Source organism: Methanolapillus millepedarum (assembly GCF_032594115.1).
Classification (GTDB): domain Archaea; phylum Halobacteriota; class Methanosarcinia; order Methanosarcinales; family Methanosarcinaceae; genus Methanolapillus; species Methanolapillus millepedarum.
Genome location: NZ_CP131060.1, coordinates 908,554 through 930,699 on the forward strand (window position 1 = coordinate 908,554; position 22,146 = coordinate 930,699).

20 protein-coding genes are annotated in these 22,146 nt (G+C 45.8%); 2 read left to right on the forward strand and 18 right to left on the reverse strand.

Annotation, left to right across the window (positions count from 1 at the left end; translation table 11 throughout):
• Nucleotides 1-283 precede the first annotated feature (283 nt).
• On the forward strand, nucleotides 284-1,858 hold the full coding sequence (locus MsAc7_RS04300; RefSeq protein ID WP_338103350.1) for a class I adenylate-forming enzyme family protein: 1,575 nt from the start codon (nucleotides 284-286) through the stop codon (nucleotides 1,856-1,858).
• Nucleotides 1,859-2,033: 175 nt separating this feature from the next.
• Here the strand turns inward: MsAc7_RS04300 and MsAc7_RS04305 are convergent, their stop codons facing one another.
• The 18 genes from MsAc7_RS04305 to hemA form a co-directional block, all read right to left on the reverse strand.
• A complete protein-coding gene (locus MsAc7_RS04305; RefSeq protein ID WP_338103351.1) occupies nucleotides 2,034-2,711 on the reverse strand; it encodes a hypothetical protein in 678 nt (225 codons plus the stop codon).
• Nucleotides 2,712-2,724: 13 nt separating this feature from the next.
• Nucleotides 2,725-3,222: a M57 family metalloprotease gene (locus MsAc7_RS04310; protein WP_338103352.1), complete on the reverse strand. Its 498-nt coding sequence runs from the start codon at nucleotides 3,220-3,222 to the stop codon at nucleotides 2,725-2,727.
• Nucleotides 3,223-3,652: 430 nt separating this feature from the next.
• Nucleotides 3,653-4,039 (reverse strand): translation initiation factor IF-5A, encoded by a 387-nt coding sequence (locus MsAc7_RS04315; protein ID WP_338103353.1) that lies wholly within the window; start codon nucleotides 4,037-4,039, stop codon nucleotides 3,653-3,655.
• 574 nt (nucleotides 4,040-4,613) lie between these two features.
• Entirely contained in the window at nucleotides 4,614-5,549 is a 936-nt protein-coding gene (locus tag MsAc7_RS04320) for a methanogenesis marker 7 protein (protein ID WP_338103354.1), read from the reverse strand.
• Nucleotides 5,546-6,271 (reverse strand): methanogenesis marker 17 protein, encoded by a 726-nt coding sequence (locus tag MsAc7_RS04325; RefSeq protein WP_338103355.1) that lies wholly within the window; start codon nucleotides 6,269-6,271, stop codon nucleotides 5,546-5,548. Before MsAc7_RS04325 ends, MsAc7_RS04320 begins: the two co-directional genes overlap by 4 nt.
• Nucleotides 6,272-6,276: 5 nt before the next feature.
• Nucleotides 6,277-7,647, reverse strand: coding sequence for a methanogenesis marker 15 protein (locus MsAc7_RS04330; protein ID WP_338103356.1), 1,371 nt, complete (start codon nucleotides 7,645-7,647; stop codon nucleotides 6,277-6,279).
• Nucleotides 7,644-8,129 carry a methanogenesis marker 5 protein gene (locus MsAc7_RS04335; RefSeq protein WP_338103357.1) on the reverse strand — a complete coding sequence of 162 codons (486 nt, stop codon included), beginning with the start codon at nucleotides 8,127-8,129 and terminating at the stop codon, nucleotides 7,644-7,646. Before MsAc7_RS04335 ends, MsAc7_RS04330 begins: the two co-directional genes overlap by 4 nt.
• Before the next feature lie 63 nt (nucleotides 8,130-8,192).
• On the reverse strand, nucleotides 8,193-8,738 hold the full coding sequence (locus MsAc7_RS04340) for a methanogenesis marker 6 protein (protein ID WP_338103358.1): 546 nt from the start codon (nucleotides 8,736-8,738) through the stop codon (nucleotides 8,193-8,195).
• Nucleotides 8,735-10,354, reverse strand: a complete 1,620-nt coding sequence (gene mmp3, locus MsAc7_RS04345; protein ID WP_338103360.1) for a methyl-coenzyme M reductase-associated protein Mmp3 — start codon at nucleotides 10,352-10,354, stop codon at nucleotides 8,735-8,737. The genes MsAc7_RS04340 and mmp3 overlap by 4 nt, the downstream gene beginning before the upstream one ends.
• A gap of 120 nt (nucleotides 10,355-10,474) precedes the next feature.
• Complete coding sequence (gene atwA / locus MsAc7_RS04350) at nucleotides 10,475-12,223, reverse strand: methyl coenzyme M reductase system, component A2 (protein WP_338103361.1); 1,749 nt, start codon at nucleotides 12,221-12,223, stop codon at nucleotides 10,475-10,477.
• A 286-nt stretch (nucleotides 12,224-12,509) separates the two neighbouring features.
• Nucleotides 12,510-13,313 carry an HAD family hydrolase gene (locus MsAc7_RS04355; RefSeq protein ID WP_338103362.1) on the reverse strand — a complete coding sequence of 268 codons (804 nt, stop codon included), beginning with the start codon at nucleotides 13,311-13,313 and terminating at the stop codon, nucleotides 12,510-12,512.
• Between the two features lie 125 nt (nucleotides 13,314-13,438).
• Nucleotides 13,439-14,251 (reverse strand): dihydroorotate dehydrogenase electron transfer subunit, encoded by an 813-nt coding sequence (locus MsAc7_RS04360; RefSeq protein ID WP_338103363.1) that lies wholly within the window; start codon nucleotides 14,249-14,251, stop codon nucleotides 13,439-13,441.
• Nucleotides 14,248-15,216: a dihydroorotate dehydrogenase gene (locus MsAc7_RS04365; RefSeq protein ID WP_338103364.1), complete on the reverse strand. Its 969-nt coding sequence runs from the start codon at nucleotides 15,214-15,216 to the stop codon at nucleotides 14,248-14,250. Before MsAc7_RS04365 ends, MsAc7_RS04360 begins: the two co-directional genes overlap by 4 nt.
• An 84-nt stretch (nucleotides 15,217-15,300) precedes the next feature.
• The gene (hemC, locus tag MsAc7_RS04370) at nucleotides 15,301-16,245 is read right to left on the reverse strand and encodes a hydroxymethylbilane synthase (protein ID WP_338103365.1); all 945 of its coding nucleotides are present in this window, start codon (nucleotides 16,243-16,245) and stop codon (nucleotides 15,301-15,303) included.
• Between the two features lie 75 nt (nucleotides 16,246-16,320).
• Nucleotides 16,321-17,625: a glutamate-1-semialdehyde 2,1-aminomutase gene (gene hemL, locus MsAc7_RS04375; RefSeq protein WP_338103366.1), complete on the reverse strand. Its 1,305-nt coding sequence runs from the start codon at nucleotides 17,623-17,625 to the stop codon at nucleotides 16,321-16,323.
• A 61-nt stretch (nucleotides 17,626-17,686) separates the two neighbouring features.
• Nucleotides 17,687-18,673: a porphobilinogen synthase gene (gene hemB / locus MsAc7_RS04380; RefSeq protein ID WP_338103367.1), complete on the reverse strand. Its 987-nt coding sequence runs from the start codon at nucleotides 18,671-18,673 to the stop codon at nucleotides 17,687-17,689.
• 260 nt (nucleotides 18,674-18,933) lie between these two features.
• The gene (locus MsAc7_RS04385; RefSeq protein WP_338103368.1) at nucleotides 18,934-19,332 is read right to left on the reverse strand and encodes a hypothetical protein; all 399 of its coding nucleotides are present in this window, start codon (nucleotides 19,330-19,332) and stop codon (nucleotides 18,934-18,936) included.
• A 217-nt stretch (nucleotides 19,333-19,549) separates the two neighbouring features.
• Entirely contained in the window at nucleotides 19,550-20,839 is a 1,290-nt protein-coding gene (gene hemA, locus MsAc7_RS04390) for a glutamyl-tRNA reductase (protein WP_338103369.1), read from the reverse strand.
• Nucleotides 20,840-21,242: 403 nt separating this feature from the next.
• Here hemA and hisF point away from each other — a divergent pair, with 403 nt between their 5' ends.
• The gene (gene hisF, locus MsAc7_RS04395; RefSeq protein ID WP_338103370.1) at nucleotides 21,243-22,061 is read left to right on the forward strand and encodes an imidazole glycerol phosphate synthase subunit HisF; all 819 of its coding nucleotides are present in this window, start codon (nucleotides 21,243-21,245) and stop codon (nucleotides 22,059-22,061) included.
• The last annotated feature ends 85 nt before the right edge of the window (nucleotides 22,062-22,146 follow it).

The window sequence follows — 22,146 nt, forward strand, 5'->3', positions numbered from 1 at the left end:
AAATAAGGAATAAATAATTACAACGCGACCTGTCAAAAGCAGGAGGCGATGTAATAAAACCAAGATACTTTTCATTCGAAAATGAAAAGTATCTTTTTTATTCATTTATGAAAAGATTTTCATCATTGAATTCTGTTTTTCATTTTGATGTTTGAGTTCTCCTGATTTCGATTCAGCCTCATAAAGGATAGGTTTATATTGAATGGACAAAATTGTACATAAAAGAACTTAACAGAACATTGATAATTTGAAAATTATAAAATTAAAGCTGAAAGGAATCGGAATGCTGAATATTACGACTTTTTTAGACGCGAACGCCTGCCGATTGTCAAAAGAGGTTTTCCACTGCCCGGAACGAAATTCTTCTTACACGTCCAAGGAAATTCTATCAATCGTTTCCGGAATCGGGGAAAAATTGATTCAAATCGGGGTTCAAAAAGGCGACCGTGTTTTAATTTATTTGAACAACTCCCCGGAATATCTTTTTTCGTACTTGGCCGGCTGGCGAATCGGCGCCGTTGTTGTCCCGACCAACCGTGTTTACACAAAATTTGAAATCGGATATATGATTGAAAATTCGGGCGCTAAAGTCGTCATTACAGATTCCGACGGCGCTGTCTTTTTGGAAGAAATGGTTCGGGAATCGGAATCCGACCCGGATTTTAAATTTAAAATTCAAAATCTGTCCGCCTACATCCCAACCGAGAACGAAATTGAAAAGATGAGAAACCACCCGGTTATCCCGCCGACTTGTGTGACGTGCGAAGATTTGTGTCAAATACAATACACCTCGGGAACCACCGGAAAACAAAAAGGAGCGATGCTGACGCATGGAAATTGGCTGGCGGCCATTTCCAACGAATGCGATGTGATGACGTTTACGGATGCGGATGTCTACTTGGGAATTTATCCGATGGGACATGTCGGCGTCAGCTGGGGAATTTCAGCGCTTCGCGCCGGCGCGCTTTACATTATGATGGAACGTTACGAGCTGGAAAAATATCTGAATTTAATTGAAAAACATAAAGTGACAGCGCTTTCCGGAATGCCGCCGGTCATTCATTCTTTGGCCGGCTGCCCACCCGGAACCGAAGACCGGATTAAAACGGTCCGAGAAATTATTTCGGGCGGCGGACCGCTGCACCACGAAATTTGGAAAAAGTTCCACCACCGCTACGGTATTCCGGTCGTGAATGCCTACGGACTTTCGGAAACGATTGTCATCGGGACAGGAACGACGATTCGTCCGCCGGACTACGCTTTTGCAGACAGATTCCAAAGCGTCGGGCATCCGGTTTGCTTTTCGGAAGTCAAAATCGTGGACGAAACCGATTCTTCTAAAACGCTCCCGCCAGGAGAAAACGGGGAAATCGCTTTGCGTGGACCTGCTGTTGCCAAAGGATATTTCGGATATCCGGAGGAGACAAAACGCGTCTTTTTGCCGGACGGCTGGTTTTTAACGGGCGATATCGGCTATTTGGATCAGGATTTCCGGCTCTGTCTCACCGACCGCAAAAAAGACATGATTGTAATGTCCGGCTGGAAAATTTACCCGACGGAAGTCGAGGAAACCTTATACCGCTGTCCGGTTGTTAAAGAAATTGCCGTCTTTGGCGTCGTTGACCCGCACCGCGGAGAAGTTCCGGTGGCGGCTGTCGTTTGGGCAAGTGTCGGAAAAGAACGGATGGATGAATGTCAAACGCAAAAGAATACGGCGGAATTGTTGACGTTTGCAAAAGAACATTTGGCCGGCTATAAAATACCAAGAAAAATCATGACGGTGGACAATTTGCCGCGCGTCAATGGCTGGAAACTTCTTCGGCGTGAGCTTCGAGAGAGATATAGCGGAAAAATGTGAGAGGGATTGATTTTGAAACGTGTTTGGCGTTCGGTGACTTTATACGGAAGATGTATAAATTTTTTTAGATATGATGTCGCTTGAAAGTGGTAATCCCATTGTCATGAAAAAAATAAAACTGAGGATAATAAGATATTTTATTTTTTTGTGTATCATATTATCATCGCAGAAATTTTTAGTTATTTGTCACGTTTTCATTTGTTAAATCATATGTCGAAACAAATCGTTCCCGCTTGTTTTCTTTTTGATTTTCAACTGCTTTAACAGCAATTTGATAGGCAGATGAATTTTTAACGCTTTCTGAATTAACGTCATCGGTTTTTATTTCAATATTTGTCTTCGCTCCCGGAATTAGAAGAGTTCCATTTGAAAGGGTATTGGTGTAAAAAACGTAAGTTTTTCCCTCTTCCGGCATAAAATCACCCTCCGGCAAGACATAAAAACGCCCATCTTTGCTGATTCCACCTTGCTTTAACACCGGAATGGACTGGTTTTGAACAAGTTCGCCCTTTATGTTTTCAATGACAGTTACATAATAATTAGTATATGGGTCAGCAACTTCAACTTCTTTTATTTTGCCATCGCTCATAACTTCAACCATTACTGGAAACAGATATTCTGTCCCTGCGATTTTGTCTACTTTGCCTACAAATACATAATCGGCTTGACCGGAAAGTTCTTCCGGATTGGAAATGTCAATCACATATGATCCGTGTGTATAATACGTTGGAATTTCTCCGGTTTCATCCGAGTTGTTATCGTAAAATGTCAATGCAACAATTCCAGCTAAAATAATGACAAGTATGGCAATTGCTGCCAACACAATTTTTCTATTAAATGAGATTGTTTTCATTTTCCTTCCTCCTTTAATACCTTAAATAAGCAGCATCATAAGAGGCTTTGTCGTTTGCAGATAAATCATTTCTGACAGTTACTTGCGAATACATAACATCGCCTTGTGAGTTATGATCTAATCCAAGAGCATGCCCCAGTTCATGAGTACACACATTTTTTCTAACATCTGTACTATAATCTTTCATGTAATATGTATTAAATTTCAGAGTACCGCTGGGACTTGTGACTCCGGAGTATGAATCCTGAAGAGAATAATCTGAAATTGTAACATCTTTAAGATTGGCTATACCATCTTTTCTAATTATTCCAGCTTTATAATTATTCCACGTTACAACGGATGCATTAAATTCAGATTGGTATGTTGTACTTCCACCCCAATCCAGATGTTTGCCCGAATCGACCAAATCCCATGTTTGAAGCTTGACTGTAGCTCCTAATACAGGTGTAGTTGCTGAAATCAAAAAAATAAACGCAATCAACAGTATTATAACACATTGACTTAATTTCATATTTAATCTCCTATTTTTATTTCGCATTTATTTTAAATACTTTAAAATCAAAGAGAGGAGCGAATTCTAATCGTCAACGACTTGAATTCGCTCACATCTAAGCACCGAATCTTAACGGTATCAGCGTCAAGATTCGGTGGTGAGCTTTCCTTTTTTCAATGGAAATTTTTCACAAATTCAATTTATATTATTATGTATAAAATAATTGCGGTCTGTCTAAATAATTTCTATTCATTTGTAAAAATAAAAATCTTCCGGACTCGAAATGAAAAAATTTCAGAATAGACAGACATCTAAAAAAAGTTGTTTTGAACTCAAATTCAAAAAAGAAAAATATAATCTAAAAAACTCGATAAAAAAAGGCGCATTCTGCGCCTTTTCTTTTTTAAATCAAAAATAAAAAATTAAAATAAAAAAAGAGTCTGAATCATTAAATTCTGATATCCAGTTTCATTTTTTCAAGAGCGGACAAGTACTGAACTTCTTCGCCTTCCTTGACCTTTCCTTGGTATTCTTCCGGAATCGGAATTTCAAACGTGGTGAAGTCGGCGAGGTCCATCAATTGCGCCATGTTGCCGGAAATGGAAAGCACTTGAGCGCTTTTTCTTTCGACGATCGGAACGTAAACTTTGGAAGAAACGGAACTGACGATGGAACGTTTCTGGTTGTCAAAAATGCCGATCGCGTCAATTCTGGCTTTGGCAGCGCCGTGTTTTCCGGGTTTGGATTTGGCGATGCTTTTGATCATACAGGCTTCGTCATCAATAATGACATATCTTCCTTCTTTTAATTCCTTCACTTCAACTTGTTCTTTCATTCAATATTCCTCTCAGAAACGGGATAAACGTGATAGATAAATGGATAAGTAGATTGATTTTAATCGAATTTCAAAAATAGAAATCTCCATAAGAATCTGCTTAATTGATTACTTTTAAACAGAAGAAGTGGTATATAATGCTTATTCTAAAAATTCCTACGCTTCGCTTCGGAATTTTTCAAGGGCGGGGGGAGTCTGTTCCTGCAAGTTCGCTTCGCGAACGGCTCCCTTCGGTCGCGTTATGTTTGTATTTTCCGGAACTGATTGCACCTTTCTGTTTCCACAATACAGTTACTTCTTGGTACCGATTTGCACCTTTCTGTTCCTGACAATACAGTTGCTTCTTGATACCGATTTGTACCGGCGCCAGTACCGATTGCAACACGGTATCCGTTTATAACAGACGCAAAGCGTCTGTTTAAACGGGCAGTTTTCCGGAATAAAGAAAAATGAACCGGATAATTTCAAATCAAAATGAAAAATTCATTCCATTTTTGCCGAATCCAAATGAAAACGGATGCCATAACGCGCGCGTCTGCCGCCCGCCAAAAAAAGAAAACAGATTTGAGATTACTTAAATCTCAAAACCGACTTCCGATCTCGGTTTAATCTGAACCAAAATGTAATCGTTTAATTTTGACTTCGTAATGTCGGCAATTTCGGAAAGCTTCGGCCCTTCGTCAAATTCCACATTTTCCACCTTCTCGTGGAACAAATCATACGGTAATTTTACGCGGATGCCGGACAATTTGAGCGACAACGGCGCGGGCGCCAAACTGTGCGTTATTTCCGGAACCTGATTCTCGATTTCTTTCATCGCTCTTGCCGGAAGAACAGCCGGCGGGTCGCGCGCGATCTCATCCCGCATTTTATCGGCGAGTTCCGACACTTTCTCATTCAAAACGTCCAAAGAATTGATTTCATCCGCCCCGCGCATCCGGTGAGACAAACGTCCCAGCCGTCCGACATAAATGTCGGCGCCTTCCACATCTTCAACATCAATGTCGGTGGGGCCACCGGTTGCCACAATCGGAATTTCAATGCCTTCAAACAAGCGGATTTTATGATTCATAATGCAGTCCTTAAACGAACCGAGACAAAAGACGGAAATGTCGTGCTCATTGATGAGGCGGCGTTCATAATCGTCATTCAGAGACACCCGTTTTCCCATACCGCGGGCCAAACCGATCATAGTCGTCTTCGCGCCCGGGTGGCGTAAATATTCCGCGATGTCGCACGCCGAGTGCGGCAGATGGTGAGAGGCCAAAGTCGGCGACACGACCGCAATTTCAACGCCGGTAAGCGGCGATTTTGTGAGCGACCCGAGAAGCTTTTTCGCGAGTTCCTCTAATAGCGGCACGTCTTCGCGCGGAACCATCATATCCATCGTCACTTCCGCAACGGAAACCATCTTGGTGACCAAATAACCGCCGACGTCTTCCAAAAGCTCAATCACAAGACCGTGCTTATAGACGCCGCCATTAAAAACGTAAGGTTCAAAAACCGTCATGATTCTTCCTCCTCTCTGTTCACGCGCTCACGCTTTCCTTTTCCTTCCGCCAATTTCGCTTCCCGTGAACCGGGTTGTTTTGCCGGCTGCCCGCTTTCCACAGCTTCCGACCCGACTTTCACGGTTTTGAGTTCTTCCACCATTTGTTTCCCGCGCGCCAACCATTCTTTTTCCAAAATGTCTTCCGACGCGACAAACATAAATTCGTTGTTCTCAAAAGTGTGGTACCGGACGCGGAATCCTTCCGGCATCGACCGAATGGCAAATTCAATCAAATTGGCGTGGAGGCTTTGGGACGGATTGGCGATAATTTCATTTTGAATTTTTGAAACTTCCGCGACCGGATCCTCTGCCGAAACCAGGATTGTCCAACGGTCCGCTTGGTTGACGTTGGCCGGCGTATACCGGTCCCACAAAAACCGCGTCAACTCCGGCATATATTTTTCCCGTTCAATCGACAGGCGTACAAATCCTTTCCCGCCTTCGTATGCGGTTTCCACTTTGGACATATCCGAGACACGGACCGGAATTTCGATGTCGCGGAGGAGAACCGCCATGGTAAAAAGCGCTTTTTTCGGGACGATTTCCACCCGGATGCGGCCGATAGCGGACGCAAGACGCAAGTCCGACATGATGTCGGCGATAATGTCCCGGTAAATGAGCGCTTCGCTTGGGATTTCCGAATCCACGACAAAATATTCAAGCGGTTCCATAACAGCCATATTGCTCAATCCTCCACAAATCCGGATGAGAGGAGAGCGGCACCGACAGCGCCGATATATTGCGAATTTTTCGGAACCAAAACTTTCACGTTCAAGAGGTCCCCCAGTTCCCGCGGAACACCTTTAATGAGCGACGATCCGCCGACCAAGATGACCGGTTCTTTCACATCCACTTCCTGCAACTGCTGCTGGAAAATCTGTTCCACCACACTGCGGCAGGCAGCGGCGGCGACGTCTTTGGGGAGCGATCCTTTCGCAAGCGAATTGACCAAGGACTGCGTTCCGAAAACGATACAGTAGCTGTTCATGCTCACTTTCTTTTGGTCGCCCTGCATCGCCAAGTCGCCGAGTTCCGTAATGTCGACGTTGAGGCGTTTGGCGACGGTTTCAAAGAACCGGCCGGACGCGCCCGCGCAAATGCCGCCCATCGTAAACATGCCGGGAATCCCGTCTTCGACGGAAATCGCTTTGTTGTCCATGCCGCCAATATCAATGACCGTTGCCGGACCTTTTTGGCAGTCCGCCAAATAAACGGCGCCTTTTGAGTTGACCGTAATTTCTTCCTGAACCAAGTCGGCCTTAAACCCTTCGCCGACAAGGTAACGTCCGTAACCGGTGGTTCCAAGCGCTTGAACTTCTTCCCGTTTAATTCCGGCCATTTCAAGAGCGGCCGAATAGGCGGCTTCGGCGCTGGCCAACACTTCATTGGTCGGCACCCAACCGAACCCGACGATTTGGTTATCTTTCATAACGACGGCTTTTGTCGTTGTTGAGCCCGAATCGATACCTGCGGTGATTCCGTGCTGCGTTTCCCGGGCCAACAAGTGGCGGCGTTTCGCGATGGTTGTGAGCGCTTCAAACCGGGTATACAGTGTCGCAGCATCCGTTTGTTCCGTAAAAGAGTAGCTGATCACCGGAATGTCGGAATACTTGTGAATGTAGCGACGGACCTCGTTTCGGACAATTGCGGCTTCCGCGCACCGGAAACAAGTCGTGATAAATACGCCGTCCGCCATGGTTTCGCCGCGGACGACTGCTTGGGCGCGCGCCATCATCAGGCGTAAATCGCCGCTTGCCGCGTCGATTCCGAAGTCTTTTCCAATGGTATCCAAGCTTTCGATTTCAATTTCCGGGTAGATAAATTCGGCATTCACTTTCGCCGCCGCCGCTTCAAACGCCGGCTGAACGCCGCCGTATTCGGTTCCGCAAGACACGAGCGCAATCTTGACTTTGGATTCCTTTTTCTCTTTTTTCGGTTTTGGAGGCACAGTTTCCGGTCCTTTTTCAAAGTTTCTCGGCGGTTCCGAATCCAAACACAATTTTTCTTCGCCGGCATTGGCCATTTTAAGCGGCGTCTGTTCATTTTTAGTGCTCATTTCCGGTCACCGCCTTTTCCATCGCCGTGGGCGCTTTCTTTGGGGACGGTCTTTAAAAAGTCTAAAATCGTATACACAAATTCGTGCATCTGTTCTTCATTTTCCGGATATTTGATTTCCAATATGGTTTTTCGGTCCAGAAGCGTCCGCACCTGATATTTGGAAAGTTCATTTGTCCGGTTGCAGCCGGAACAGCCGAAATCCGCCGGCGCGCCTTCGACAATAATAGCGGCGTCCGCCTTTTCAGCCAGCGGTCCGAGAAGCGCCATGCGTCCGCGAACGCCGGCCGGAACCTCGATGGCCGCGTATTTCAAACCGGCTTTCGGGTCCTCCGCGGTAATATTCAGAGGCGGCGAGTCCACACTCAAAACCGTGACTTTCTCTCGAACCTGATTCATAATAACAAGCGGTTCATGCCCGGAACGGGTGACCAAGTCCGCCAAAATAAAACTGTTTGTCGGATAGACGAAAACATTTGCCAAAACATCCACCTCATCTTAAAAACATTCTTCGTTATCTTTAAATTAAATTGTGATTGATAAATCTCATTGTTCTTTCTTCTCATCGCCGGATTTTTTTTCTTTCTTCTCGCTTCCACGATTTGTTTCGTCAAGAGTTTCGTTGATAAAATCTTCCATTGCAAAAGAAGACGGCTTTTTCGGCCACTTAGCGGGCGCCTTTTTGACATTGGCGTCGTAATCGTCAAGCGCCTCTCCCACTTCGCCCATTCTGGAAATTTCAGCGTGAAGCGTGTAAAATCCGGGACGTTGACCGCCGTTTCGGGTGGCGCGGCATCGCCGTTTGTCGCCGGCCGGAAATCCGCGGTCTTTCACAAAAATATGATTGTAATCCAAATCTTGAACAGCTTTCACGACAGCGTTGACGTTTTCCTCTTTTCCGGTCACCACAAGCCCGTAACAAGTTTCTTTGAGAGACACCGGATAGCCGGACGCAAAAGCGGCTTGAGCAGCGTCGGCCGGAAGAACTTTGTCGGAACTGACGGCGACGATTTTGGTAATTTCTTTGGAGCCCGAAAGGGTGTTTTCCATTTCCGGCGCCGCGGGCGGCGACGAATTATTAGGACTTGTCATTTCATTTCCTCCGAAGCTTCTGTTTCGTCATTCGCCTCTTCATCTGCTTTTATTCCGAGAAGCAGGCGTTTCGCGCTTTCGCCGTAGATTTCTTTGATGTAGATGCGGTCGCCTTCTTTTAAGTTTCTCAAATTGTCGGGATTCAGCACTTTTCCGATGATGTTGGTCGCTCCGAATTTTTCGCCGGTCGGGCCGAACATGGTTTCATCGACCAGTCGGACGCCGACGTATCCCATTCTTTTGGCGGACTGATTGGTAATGCCCAAATCGCAGGCCTTGACAATGTCGGTCGGTACGTTTTCCGGCATAATCTCTTTGTATTTTTCCGCCTGCTTTTCCGCTTTGAAAATGTAGGTGTCGTCATAAATCATCGACGACGGAAGCGCCCCGATCGGTTTTGTTTTCAGTTCGATGGCGTGCCGGAAAAATTCAATGGTTTTGGGCGCCAAATCATAATAAAATTCCACTTCAATGAGCTTGGATTTGGGAACAGCGGTCACAACGACTTCGCCTTTTTGAAGAACTTCAAGCGATGTGACCGGCATCTGCTGTACAATCACGTTGTCCGGACCATCGTATCCTTCGTGCGTGAATTTGATGCCGATGGAGTCGAGCAATTCTTTGGATTCTTCAATCGTGTGTCCGAGAAGCATGATGTGCGGCGGGGATGTTTCCACTGAAAATTTACTGCCGGGACCCGAAAAGTAAGGCAGCTCCATACCGTAAATCACGTGTCCGATCACGGAATGAAGAAGACTTGACGCCCGGTTGGCGGTCGATATATAAATGCGGCCGCGTCCGGTTCCGGCGGTTCGAAGTGACACCGCGCCGATCTTTCTCGGTTCGAAGTTTTCATATTCGCACGGTTCGCCCTTTAAAGTGTCGTCGGAACGAAAAGCAAAAGCGGTGGAATTGATTTGAAACGTCCCGTCTTTGGTGAGCGCGTAAAACGTTTCGGCGCCGGTTGGGGAATGCGCAGACAACTCAATTTCGGCAAACGTAATCAAACGGTCACCGTCTTCCAGTTTTGCGGACAGGTCCGACGTACAAAATCCCTGAAGTGCCGACTCTTCTTTGACGTACGGTTCAATCGATTCGATGACGTCGCCGCGCTGCAGTTTTTCCAGGTTGGTTCGTCCGGCGACCAGTGTCGCAAAAACACCGTCTGCAGGCGTTCCATATTCGGCATAATGTTCTTTTTTACAAACAATCAAAGTGGTTTGAGACGGGTCAAATCCGCCGGCGCCGAGTAAAACATCGTATTTCCGATAGCGTTTATTTCCGCGGGACACATCATAATCGCATTCAAACGGACCGAATGAAACAGCATTTTGATTTTCGAGAAGAACCGGATACTTCAACCCCTTGTATTTTTCCAGCCAAATTTTTGCCGAAACCGATGCTAAATCCTTGATCTCAATCACCAAAACACCTTTTGACGTTTTGACCGTAAATTCCTTTGTCGGCACAGCGTCTTCTTTTGCCTTCTTTTTGACAATGCAAATCGACGCTCCCGGCGCGTAAGGATGGCCGAAATGCGGCACGGCATCGGCCAGTGTCGCGCCGGCTTTGACCGTTTTGACGATACCGTCAATTTCAACATTTATATCTGCCATAACTTCAAATCTCCCTCAAAGATGATTTTACGATTACGATTTATTTTCTGATGCGGACGGACGGATTCATCCATCGATTTTCGGGTAACCGGCGAGTTTTGAACGGGTTGGACGTGACCGTTATGTACAGCATCCGCCTTCCGTATTGATTTCTCCTTTCGCCTCGTCTTTTTCGGCAAATTCGTCCAGTTCGGCTTTGCCGGGTCCTTTTTCTTTTTGGTTTTTATTGTCGCCGCCTTTGTCTTTTTTGTCGCCGGGTTTGCATTTTTTGACGGCGTCTTTTTCGCACAACAGTTGGCTGACAATTTCTTTCGGCTCTCCGGTCGCGACAATCTTTCCGTTTTTCATGAAAGCGACACGGTCGCAAACTTCTTGGACGAAATCCATATCATGGGACACGATGATAAATGTTTCGCCGAGTTTTTCGCGGGCGTTTAAAATCGAATTCGTGACGGCCGCCCGCGTCAGCGGGTCCATCGTTCCGGTCGGCTCATCCATAATCACAATTAAAGGCTCTTTCATCAAAACCTGTGCCATAGCGACACGGTGACGTTCTCCTTCGCTGAGTTCAAACGCCTGCTTTTCCAAAATGCTTTTGGCGGCGTTTTCCGAAAATCCGGCGACTTTAAGCGCCTGAATGGCTTTTCGGACGCCCAATTCATACGGAAGGTCCAAACTGATGGATTCCGTTAAATTTTCAATGATGCAGCTGTGCGGATACAAACTGTATTCCTGATAGAGAATCCCCATGTATTTAGTCGCCCGGCCTTTGTTATCAACGCCCGGGACGGTCATATCCACCCAGTCTTCGCCGATTCGGACGTTGATGGATCCGGAAGTCGGCGGCAAAACGCCGATTAACATTTTAGACGTGGACGTTTTTCCGGCGCCGGAAAGGCCGATCAAGCCGAAAATTTCTTTTTCATGAACTTCAAAAGAGATGTCATCGACGGCTCGGACGACACCGCGGTCAACCGAGACGAATTTTTTGGTGAGATTTTCCACTTTAATGATCGGTTCGCCAAAGCTTTCCGGTTTTTTGGTTTCAATGCCGGTATGGCTTCTCATGAATTTTCCGACGATCTCTTTCGGGTCACCGATCTCGACAACTTCGCCGTTGTCCAGGAGAACCGCTTTGTGCGCGAGTTCCAAAATCACATCCGGCCAGTGGGACGTGATGACCATGGACATTTGACGGGTTTCGACGGCGTTCATAATCACTTGGTGCACGAGTTCCGCGTTCATCGGGTCAAGCGTTCCGGTCGGCTCGTCGGCCAAAAGAATGAGCGGCTCTTTGACAAGCTGACGGGCGAGAACAACACGCTGTTTTTCACCGCCCGACAATTCGCGCGCGATATGCAGCATCCGGTGGGACATGTTGACTTCTTCCAAGAGGTCGGCTGCTTTTCTAATCGTATCCGTTCCCTGGTATCCGACTTCGGTCAACGCGTTTAAGATGTTTGTCAGAACGCTGTCGTCTCCGTAAAGAGCGAAAGTGCGTTGAATCATAATGGAGACGCGTTTTGTCACATCTTTTCGCTCTTCGTCATACAAACCCGTTTTGGTAAAATCAATGGTATACGGTTTTAATTTATCGCCGCACCCGCAACTGCATGTTTCTCCGACTCGGCTGGGGAATTCCACCCGGTGGCAGCCGTCACATTTGGCGATGTGATACAAAACCTCACCGGTGGCATGCCCGACGTTTTCCGTTCCTCTCAAAATATGCATCAAAATCGTTTTTCCGGCGCCGCTTTTTCCGAGGATGCCGATGACTTCGCCTTCTTCCACCGTTAAATTCACGTTTTTGAGGACAAATTTCCCGTCAAAATCAACGGACAGGTTTTTGACCTCAATAAATACAGACATTAAAAATTTCCTCCGTCCTTTTTCATAGATAATTTGATTTAACTTACGTCATTGGCTTCATTATTTATCCTGTAATGTAATGAAATAGAATGGTATTTTATGAGATTCTATTAATAATCTCTGCGTGAAAATTGTTTATTTTTGACGCTTACTTTAGTATGAGTATTTATATAAATATGCAACTATTTTTATATTTTCTATTATTTATTCAAATTAATTCAAAAATAGAAATTTAAATAGGAATTATTCTTATTTAATGATGTTCCTTTATTTTATTATTTTTTACTTAAAAATCATTTAAAATTTCAACACACTGGCCCAAGTCGCCGATCACAAAATCGGAAACGTCTTTGAGTTCGTCCGGGGTGTGGTAATTGTGCCGGCTGATCAGAATTCCGCAATCGGAAGCTTCAAGCGCCAGTTTGTCGTTGAGACCGTCGCCGACCATTGCGACGAACGGATAATGGTTTCCAAGGTCCAGAACGATTTCGAGTTTTTTCCGGTCATTACAAAGCCCGAAAACATTGTCATCCGGAATTCCTAATTTTTCCGCCACCCTGTATAAGTTATCATAATTGTCTCCCGACGCGATAAAAATATCATATTCGGATCGGAGCGCATCCACCACGTGTCGGGCGTTTTCAAACAGTTTTCCGCCGGTGCTCATCACATAAGATATTTTATCAATCCGGGCGTCGGCGACGAACCCGGAGACTTCGTAAATGATATCGTCAAAAAAGTCAACAGCCTTTTCATTCGTTTCATGAAAATGATAAATTTGCGTCTCGTCCGATAAAAGAATGCGGGAAATGTCTCCCGTTTCAAACCCTTTGGTTGCGTAGGCAATTCCGAACGGAATTTGTTCCGCGCGCAAAAACTCGGATAAAAGCAACTCCGGTTCCTGGGATTTGATGAGATCGACCGGCGCGTCCAAGATGACCAGTCCGCAACGTTCTGTTTTGGAAACCAATTGTAAATTGTCGGCTTCGGAGATGACTTCCCCCGATTCCATTTCTTTCGTGACGCGGTACATTTCAACCAGCGTTCCCGCACAGTCAAAGACAACCGCTTTTTGTTTAAAAGAGTCCATGATGTGAAAAGTCAAGTTTTGTCTATAAACTTTTTGTCGGATGGATTTTCAAAAGCGAAGGACTTTCCGGAAGTGTTTCTGAAAAACGTCTGAAAACGAGTGCCGGAAATCCGAAAGCTTGAACGTTAATATTTTATCCGTTTTCCGGAAGCATCACGATGATATTTGCCGAATTCCGAATTCAAAAGAGCCGTCCCCGGAAAAACCGGACCGTCTTTACAAATCCGGACGCCGGTCTCATCCATGCAGCAGGCACCGCAAACGCCGATGCCGCACTTAAAGTAACGCTCCATTGAAAATTCGGACTTTTCCACCGCATTTTTCTGAATCAAAATATCCATCACGAATTTCATCATGATTTCAGGACCGCAAACATAGATTTTGGAATATTCGGAGAGATTCTGTTCCGAGAGAACAGTGGTCACAAAACCTTTTCGTCCCAGTGAACCATCATCGGTCGTCAGTAAAACGTTGCCGATCTCTTTGAACCGTTTCTCAAAAATCAAATCGTTGCCGCTTCTGGCGCCCAAAATGGTCGTGACTTTGGCGCCGATTTCTTTGGATTTTTCGGCCAAAGGCGCTAAGGGCGCGGCGCCGATTCCGCCCGCGACAATCAAGATATTATCTCCTTTTTTCGGAAGCGAAAAGCCGTGTCCGAACGGTCCGCGAAGACCGACCGAATCGCCGACTTTTAAGTCAAAAAGAGTTTTGGTCGCATCGCCGACCACTTGAAACGTCACGCCGTTTTTGGATGAGCAACCGAGCGGAATTTCATCCGTTCCGCGAATCCAAACCATGCAAAACTGCCCGGGCGCCGCCTTTTCAAAATCGACGTCAAAAAGAAGCGTTCGCTTTTGATTTTGAGCTTCATCGATGATTTTGACGATTTTGGCGTTTTTCGGAAGACCGCCGAATGAAAAACAATTGTTATCGGTCATTTTTTCCCTCCGGAGCAGGATTTGTTATCAGACACACCGGTGCCGGAAGCTGACAGCTTTTTGGTATGGGCAAGTCCGGTGATTTCGGATAAAGAATAACCGTTTTCTTTCATAAACCGCTCGGCTCCGGACCAAACATCCCGGAAAACAAAATCATTTTCATAAACGGCCGATCCGATTTGAACCGCCGATGCGCCTGCCATCATCATTTCAATCATATCTTCCCAGGAAGAAATGCCGCCGACGCCGATCACCGGGATGTCCAACGCTTCATACAAATCATAAACGCATTTGACTGCCACCGGTTTAACAGCCGCACCCGAAAGTCCACCCGAACGGTTCCCAAGAACCGGCCAGCCGGAATAAATATCAATCGCCATCGCTCGGACGGTGTTAATCGCAACAACCGCGTCGGCACCGCCGGCCTGCGCCGCAAGCCCGATGTCTTTGATGTTGGCCACGTTCGGTGTCAATTTCACCCACACCGGAATATCGACAATATCTTTGACAGCTGCCGTGATTTCTTCCACGTGGTCGGGTTGGCTGCCGATGTCCGCGCCGTAACCTTTCGCATGCGGGCAGCTTAAGTTCAATTCAAACGCGTCCGGTTTTGCCGGCAAAAGCCCTTTCGCCACCGCCACGAAATCTTTGCTGTCGCCGCCGAAAATACTCGCGACGACCGGCACGCCGCCGGTGTTATTTTTTTTGTTTTTGACAAAATCAATTTCCGGACGGAATTCTTCAAAAGAAGGATTCGGAAGGCCCATCGCGTTGATAAAACCATGGTTCAGCCGAACCATCGACGGATTCGGATGTCCGAATACCGGAACCGGACCGATGGATTTTGTGACGACGCCGCCCGCGCCGTTTCGGATTTGGCGCGCCATAGAGGCGCCCGTGGTTCCCAAAACACCGGCCGCCAGAAGCGTCGGATTTTGAAGAAAAATGCCCGCAATTTGATACATAAATATCCCGATTTCAAAATTCAATGCCAATCATTTCAAATGAAGCATCTGCCTCATGTTTAAAGTGTGAAAAATAATAAATAATCATTTGTTCTTTTTTTCTTTCAAATCTTGAATATAACAAATCGCTTCTTCCGCAAGCATTTTGCCGCCGGACTCCGCCAGCTTTTTTCCCAACATTTCAGCTTCTGCTTTCCAATTTTCCACGGAAATTTTTTCATCGACTTTAATGCTTTTGGTTCCGTCGCAGGATAAGACTTCTGCTCGCACCCGTATTTTTTTGCCGTTCGGTTCAAATTTTGCGTAAGAACCAATCGGTGTCGTGCAGCCGCCTTCCAAATCTTTGACGACCAAGCGCTCGGTTTGCGTTTCAATTTGGGAAGAAAGATGATTTAAAAGTGATACGGCTTCCACTGCCGGCGTTCCGGCGAGGGCGACCACTGCCACAGTTCCCTGATTCGGGGACGGGCAAAACTCGTCAATCGGCAGGCGGACGCGCACAATATCGTCCCAACCCATACGTTCAAGACCGGCCTCCGCCAAAAGAATACCGTCATATTGTCCTTCGTTTAATTTTCGGAGACGGGTGTCGATGTTTCCCCGAAGTTCCTCAATTTGAAGGTCGGGACGGTACCGGAGCAATTGCGCACGCCGGCGCATGGAACTGGTACCAATGATCGCGTTTTTCGGCAGTTCGTCAATGGTCAGCCCTTCTTTTGTGAGCAACACATCATACGGAGAATCCCGTTCCAAAACGGCGGCGGTAACCAATTCCGGCGGGCGGATCGTTGGTAAATCTTTCATTGAGTGAACCGCGATTTCAATGCCGTCCGCGATCATTGCGTCGTCAAGCTCTCGGACAAAGGCGCCGACGCCGGTTGAAACTTGGTAAAGCGGTCGGTCCGTGAAACGGTCGCCGTCTGTTTTGATGATTTGCTCCGTTGTCGGAAATCCTTTTTCTTTTAAAAGCTCGGCCACCTTCCGGGTTTGAACCAAAGCCAAATTGCTTCCGCGCGTTCCGATAATCATAATATGTTTCCTTTTTCCAAAATTAAATGATAAATTTAAGCTTCCGATTTTCTGTTCTGCAAAGAATCTGTTCTTTTATTTCGCTTTCGGTAAATTTTTCTCAACCGCCAAGAGCGTTTTTTCATAATCTTCATCTGTGTGCGCCGTTGAGATAAAGTTTGTTTCAAATTGAGACGGCGGCAAAAAGACGCCGTCGTTCAGCATCCGCTCAAAAAACCGCATGTAGGATGCTGAATCACATTTCAAAACATCTTGGTAATTCGCGGGTTTTTGCCCGAAAAAGATTACAAACAAGGACGCGATGCCGCCGACATAATAATCTAATTTTTTGTCCGCGACAATGTCGGACAGCGATTTTCTAAAAGCGTCGCCTTTTTTGTTCAGTGCTGCCCAGATGTTGTTTTGTTTCATATAATCCAATGTGGCGATTCCCGCCGCCATAGAACAAGGGCTTCCGCTGAATGTTCCGGCTTGATAAACAGGACCGTTGGGAGAAATTAATTCCAGAATTTCTTTTCGGCCGCCAAAAACGCCGACCGGCATGCCGCCGCCGACGATTTTTCCAAGCGTCGTCAAATCGGGCTTGATGTTGTAATATTCTTGGGCGCCGCCGGCCGCCAGCCGAAAACCGGTGATGACCTCGTCAAAAATCAATAAACAATCGTTTTCCGCCGTGAGTTTTCGGAGTTCCTGCAAATAACCGTCTTTTGGAAGAACCGGGCCGATGTTTCCGAGGACCGGCTCGATGATGACGGCCGCCATGTCATTTTTATTTTTCTCAATGACGTCGGCCATCGCCTCAATGTCATTGTACGGCACTTGAAGTGTATTTTTGGTCACATCCGCGGGAATTCCGGGAGAGTTCGGCTCGCCGTGCGTGGTTGCGCCGGATCCGGCTTTGACCAAAACAGCGTCGTGTGCGCCATGGAATCCGCCTTCGATTTTGATAATTTTATTCTTTTTGGTAAATCCGCGCGCGAGACGAATCGCGCTCATCGTCGCTTCCGAACCGGACGACACGAACCGCATCATTTCAGCAGACGGGAAATAGGATTGAATGCGTTTTGCCAAATCAATTTCAAGTTCTGTCGGCGTTCCGTACAGCCAGCCTTTATCCAGTTGCGCCGAAATCGCTTGTTTAATCACCGGATGGTTGTGCCCGAGAATCGCGGGGCCATATGCCATACAGTAATCGATAAACGCGTTGCCGTCCGCGTCATACATCTTAGAACCGTTGGCAGACGCCGTATAGAACGGGAACGGTTTAATGGCGCGCACCGGACTGCTGACGCCGCCCGGAATTATTTTTTTGGCGGTATCGTATAATTTTTCCGATTGGGTGTGGTTGGCATGAAATCCCGTTTCATTATTTTTGACCATTGAAATCCCCGCTGAATCTTCAATTATAAATAAAAATCTTCGCCTCAATATGAAAAATCCATTATTTTCGAGACAGAATCGCTGCCATTTCCTTGGCGTAATACGTAATGATCATATCGGCGCCGGCGCGTTTCATGGAGATCATCGATTCGTGGAAACATTTTTCCTCATCCAACCAGCCGTTTTTGGCGGCCGCTTTGATCATGGAATATTCTCCGCTCACCTGATAAATCGCAAGCGGCATTTTAAACTCTTGCTTGATGCGAAAAACAATATCCAGATACGGCATGCCGGGTTTTACCATTAAAATATCGGCGCCCTCTTCCACATCCAGTTGTGTTTCACGAACAGCTTCGTCGCTGTTTGCCGGGTCCATTTGGTAAGACGCGCGGTCGCCGAAACAAAAACCGGAATCGGCGGCGTCCCGGAACGGTCCGTAAAAGACGGACGCGTATTTGGACGAATAAGACATGATCGGCGTGTTCGAAAAACCGTTTTCATCCAAGGCCGACCGAATCGCCGCAATCATTCCGTCCATCATTCCGGACGGCGCGATGATATCGGCGCCGGCTTTGGCGTGGCTGACGGCAATTTTTCCGAGAACCGGCAGCGTTTCATCGTTTAAAATTTCATGCGTTTTCATGTCCACAATGCCGCAGTGTCCGTGATCTGTGTATTCGCACATGCACAAGTCGGTCACCACAAGCAGTTTGTCGCCAAATTCCGCTTTGATCCGGCGGACCGCTTCCTGAACGACATCAGATTCCCCGTAAGAATGAGTTCCTTTGGCGTCTTTTGATTTCGGGATTCCAAAAATCAAAACGGCCGGAATTTTCAACTCAAAAGCTTCACGCGCGGCGTCAACCGAGAGGTTGAGCGGCCAGCGGAAAACACCCGGCATGGAGGACACCGGAACTTTTTTTGTTGCGTTTTCGTCCACGAAAAACGGGTAAATCAAATCCGATACCGATAACGTATTTTCCCGGACCATTTCTTTGATTAAGTTTCCGGATCTGAGCCGCCGCATTCTGTTTACTGGGAATGGCATTTGGATCTCCTGAATCAGCTTTGAAAATTATTGGAAATAAGTGTTCAAAAATAAATGAATCATGTAAACGGTGGTTGTATAAAAAAGAACTGAACAGATATTAAATGAACGAATTAAATGAACGAATTAAATGAACGAATTATGAACAAAACGAAAAAACCGACTCAGAAAATAAATTATTTAAAAATGAATCTTTGAGGAAAAAGACGCCAAACGCGTCAATTTAGAATTCGTTCAAGCGCTTAAATCCTCCGGCTGATTCATTTTGTTTCAATCGCAAAATAATTAAACATGCCTTTGACGCCTTTTTTCAAGACTTTTTCAAGGTCGGCGCTGCTTTGAAGAATACGGACATTGATTTTATCGAACTCTTCCGGCGTCATTTCCGGATGAAGACAGAAATCGCGGTGGACGTTTAAAACCTCATAAATATCATTGGATTCCTCAACATACACCTTGGAGTAATCATTCAGTTCTTCCATCGCTTTTGAAAAACTTTTCCCGTCCAAATCCAGCGGGTTTTGGTAAAGTTTGATTTGACAAACCGGGTCATCGTCCTGAATCGTCAGAATCGAAACACCGTAATCGTCGTCGTCCCGTAATGAAATAATGACTAAATCCATCTGTTCGTTTATAACATCTTTTAATTTTTCTTCCATGACACATCCCCAATGTTAAAAATTATAAATAGTTTTTGTTTGTCGCCGCTTTAACGGCTGTATTGTTTCATGGGTCGTTTTTCATTGGTTATTTTGGTTTACTGTGTTCGTTTTGTTGTTAATAGTTATGCTTGATAGCGGTTTTTAAAACGCCAATTTTTATGATAAGAATCATAGGTGATATGATCAGAATCATTTTAGGTTGATTTCGCTTCTATTATTTATTTTTTTCTTCGCAAGAGCAATGTTCTGATTTTATGCTGTCCGTTTTGATGTTAAATACCTGGGCAACCGCTTCAAGCAGTTCGTCATTGTTTTGCTCCGCGGCGTTTCTGAGGATTTTGGTCGGCTCCGCCAAAATTTGGTTGGCAATCGCGTGCGTTAAATTTTCCAAAATATTTTCTTCAAATTCGCCAATTGTATGCTTGACGCGGAATTTGTTGACGGCTTTATTCTTTTCTTCTTCCCGGATGCCGTAGACGCCTTTATAAAGTTCCGCCACGATGTAGTCTGCTTTTTGGCGCTTAAACTGTTTATTCACAAGAATCAGTTCCTCGTCAATGATCTCGACCACTTTTTTTGCTTCCTCATTTCTCATTTTCAGCGTTTTTTCACTGACAACACGCAGATTATCGATGTTGCACAACGTCACGCCCGGAAGTTCCGAGACCGCTTCTTCAATATCGCGCGGGTTGGCGATGTCGACCATAAAAAGAGGTTTTCCGTTTCGCTTCGGAAGGCTTTTTTCGACGGTTATTTTTGTCAAAACATAATGAGGCGCACCGGTTGCGCTGATTAAAACGTCGGCTTTTTCCAAATGAGACACGATGTCGTCAAAATGAATCGCTTTTCCGCCCAGCTCAAACGCCAAATCCTGCGCTTTTTTGTATGTCCGGTTCGAAATATAAATCGCGTCCAAGTTTTTGTCCGCCAGCGCGCGCGCGACCAGCACGCCGATTTCGCCGACTCCGACGACCATGATGGATTTTCCTTCAAGGCCGCCCAGGCAGTCTTCCGCAAGCTCGACGGCGGCCGAGCCGATGGATACGGACCCTTTGTTAATCCGTGTTTCTGTCCGCGCGCGTTTTCCAACTTGGATCGCTTTGGTAAACGCCGTGTCAAGAACTCGACCGATTGTTTTTTTCTTGACGGCAAGTGTGTACGCGTCTTTGATTTGTCCCAGAATTTGGTCTTCGCCGACGATCATGGATTCAAGTCCGCAGGACAGCCTTAAAAGATGCTCCAAAGATTCGTCATGATCATAAAAGTCAACAATGCGTGTTTCAACACCCATTTCCTTTGAAAAATTAAATAAGACGCTGCTGCCCCTTTCGGAAACAACATAGATTTCCGCCCGATTGCACGTTTTTAAAATGACGCACTCGTAGACGAATTCTTTTTCATAAAGTTTTTGAAGCATCTCTTCTGCGGTGAGCGGCCACGCACATTCCATTTCAGCCACTGTTGCTTTTTTGTGGGAGATGACCATGCTTGAAATTTCATTCATAAACTGACGACCTATTTTTAAGTCCTCCGACCGCTTTTCAATCCCAATTCATTGAAAAGACAACCGAAACATCAACGGAAAGTAATCGAAATAGCCGTATTACTTTCATCCTATAAATGTAATACCCATTAAAAATTGAAATAAAATAAATTTGTTCTTTTTTGAAAAAATATGCTTTCAAAAAATCAAGATGAATAATAGTTATTTCCCGAATAAATGTGAAAAATGAATAAAAATCTTATGTTTGAAACTCGAAAGATCAGATAAAAATACGGCATCGGTCAAAAATAATTCCGGCTCATAATTTCATTCAAAAAATATGAATTTGTTTTTGAATATCACGATTGAGCGTTAAACATTTCATCAAAAAACTATATAAACTACTACCTTTTAAGTAAAAATTATGTCAAAGGAAAAGCGCGTTATCCCCTGTCTTGACCTTCTCTTGGATGAAAAAGGTGGCCGAGTTGTAAAAGGTGTCGAATTTGAAGAACTCAAAGATGCCGGAGATCCGGTGGAGTTTGCCAAAAAATATGAAGCGCAAGGTGCAGACGCTTTGGTCTTTCTGGATATCACGGCGTCCGTCCAAGGACGTGAAACACTTCTGGATGTGATTGAGCGGGCGGCCAATGAAATTTCCATTCCGTTTACCATCGGCGGCGGCATTTCAACCATGGACCACATTCAAAGAATGCTTGATGCGGGCGCGTCAAAAGTGTCCATCAACACGGCCGGCGTGAAAGACCCGAATTTTATCGCCAAGGCCGTCGAAAAATTCGGTTCGGACAAAATTGTCATTGCGATTGATTGTAAAAGAAATCCGGACATAAAAGTTCCGAACGTCCGTATCTTTGAAGAAGGCGGCCAAAAATTCTGGTATGAAGTTGTGATCATGGGCGGAAACGTAGGCACCGGTATGGATGTCGTTGACTGGGCCCAAGAAGTTGAAAATTTCGGCGTTTGCGAAATTTTGCTCACGAGCAAAGACCGCGACGGCACATGCGACGGATACGATCTTCCCGCCACGCGCGCGGTGGCCGAGGCTGTCTCTATTCCGGTAATTGCTTCAGGCGGCGTCGGAACGATTGACCACATGGTGGAAGGCATTTTAGAAGGCGACGCCGACGCGGTTCTGGCGGCCAGTGTTTTTCACTTCAATAAATATACCGTGGGCGATGTAAAAGAAGAGCTTAAAAAGAACGGCATTCCGGTTTGCGAATAAGGCCGTTGGCTGTTTCTTTTATATCTTTCTATTTTTCCTCCTCTTTTTTTTCCTCCTTTTTTTCTTCCTCCTTTTTTTCTTCCTC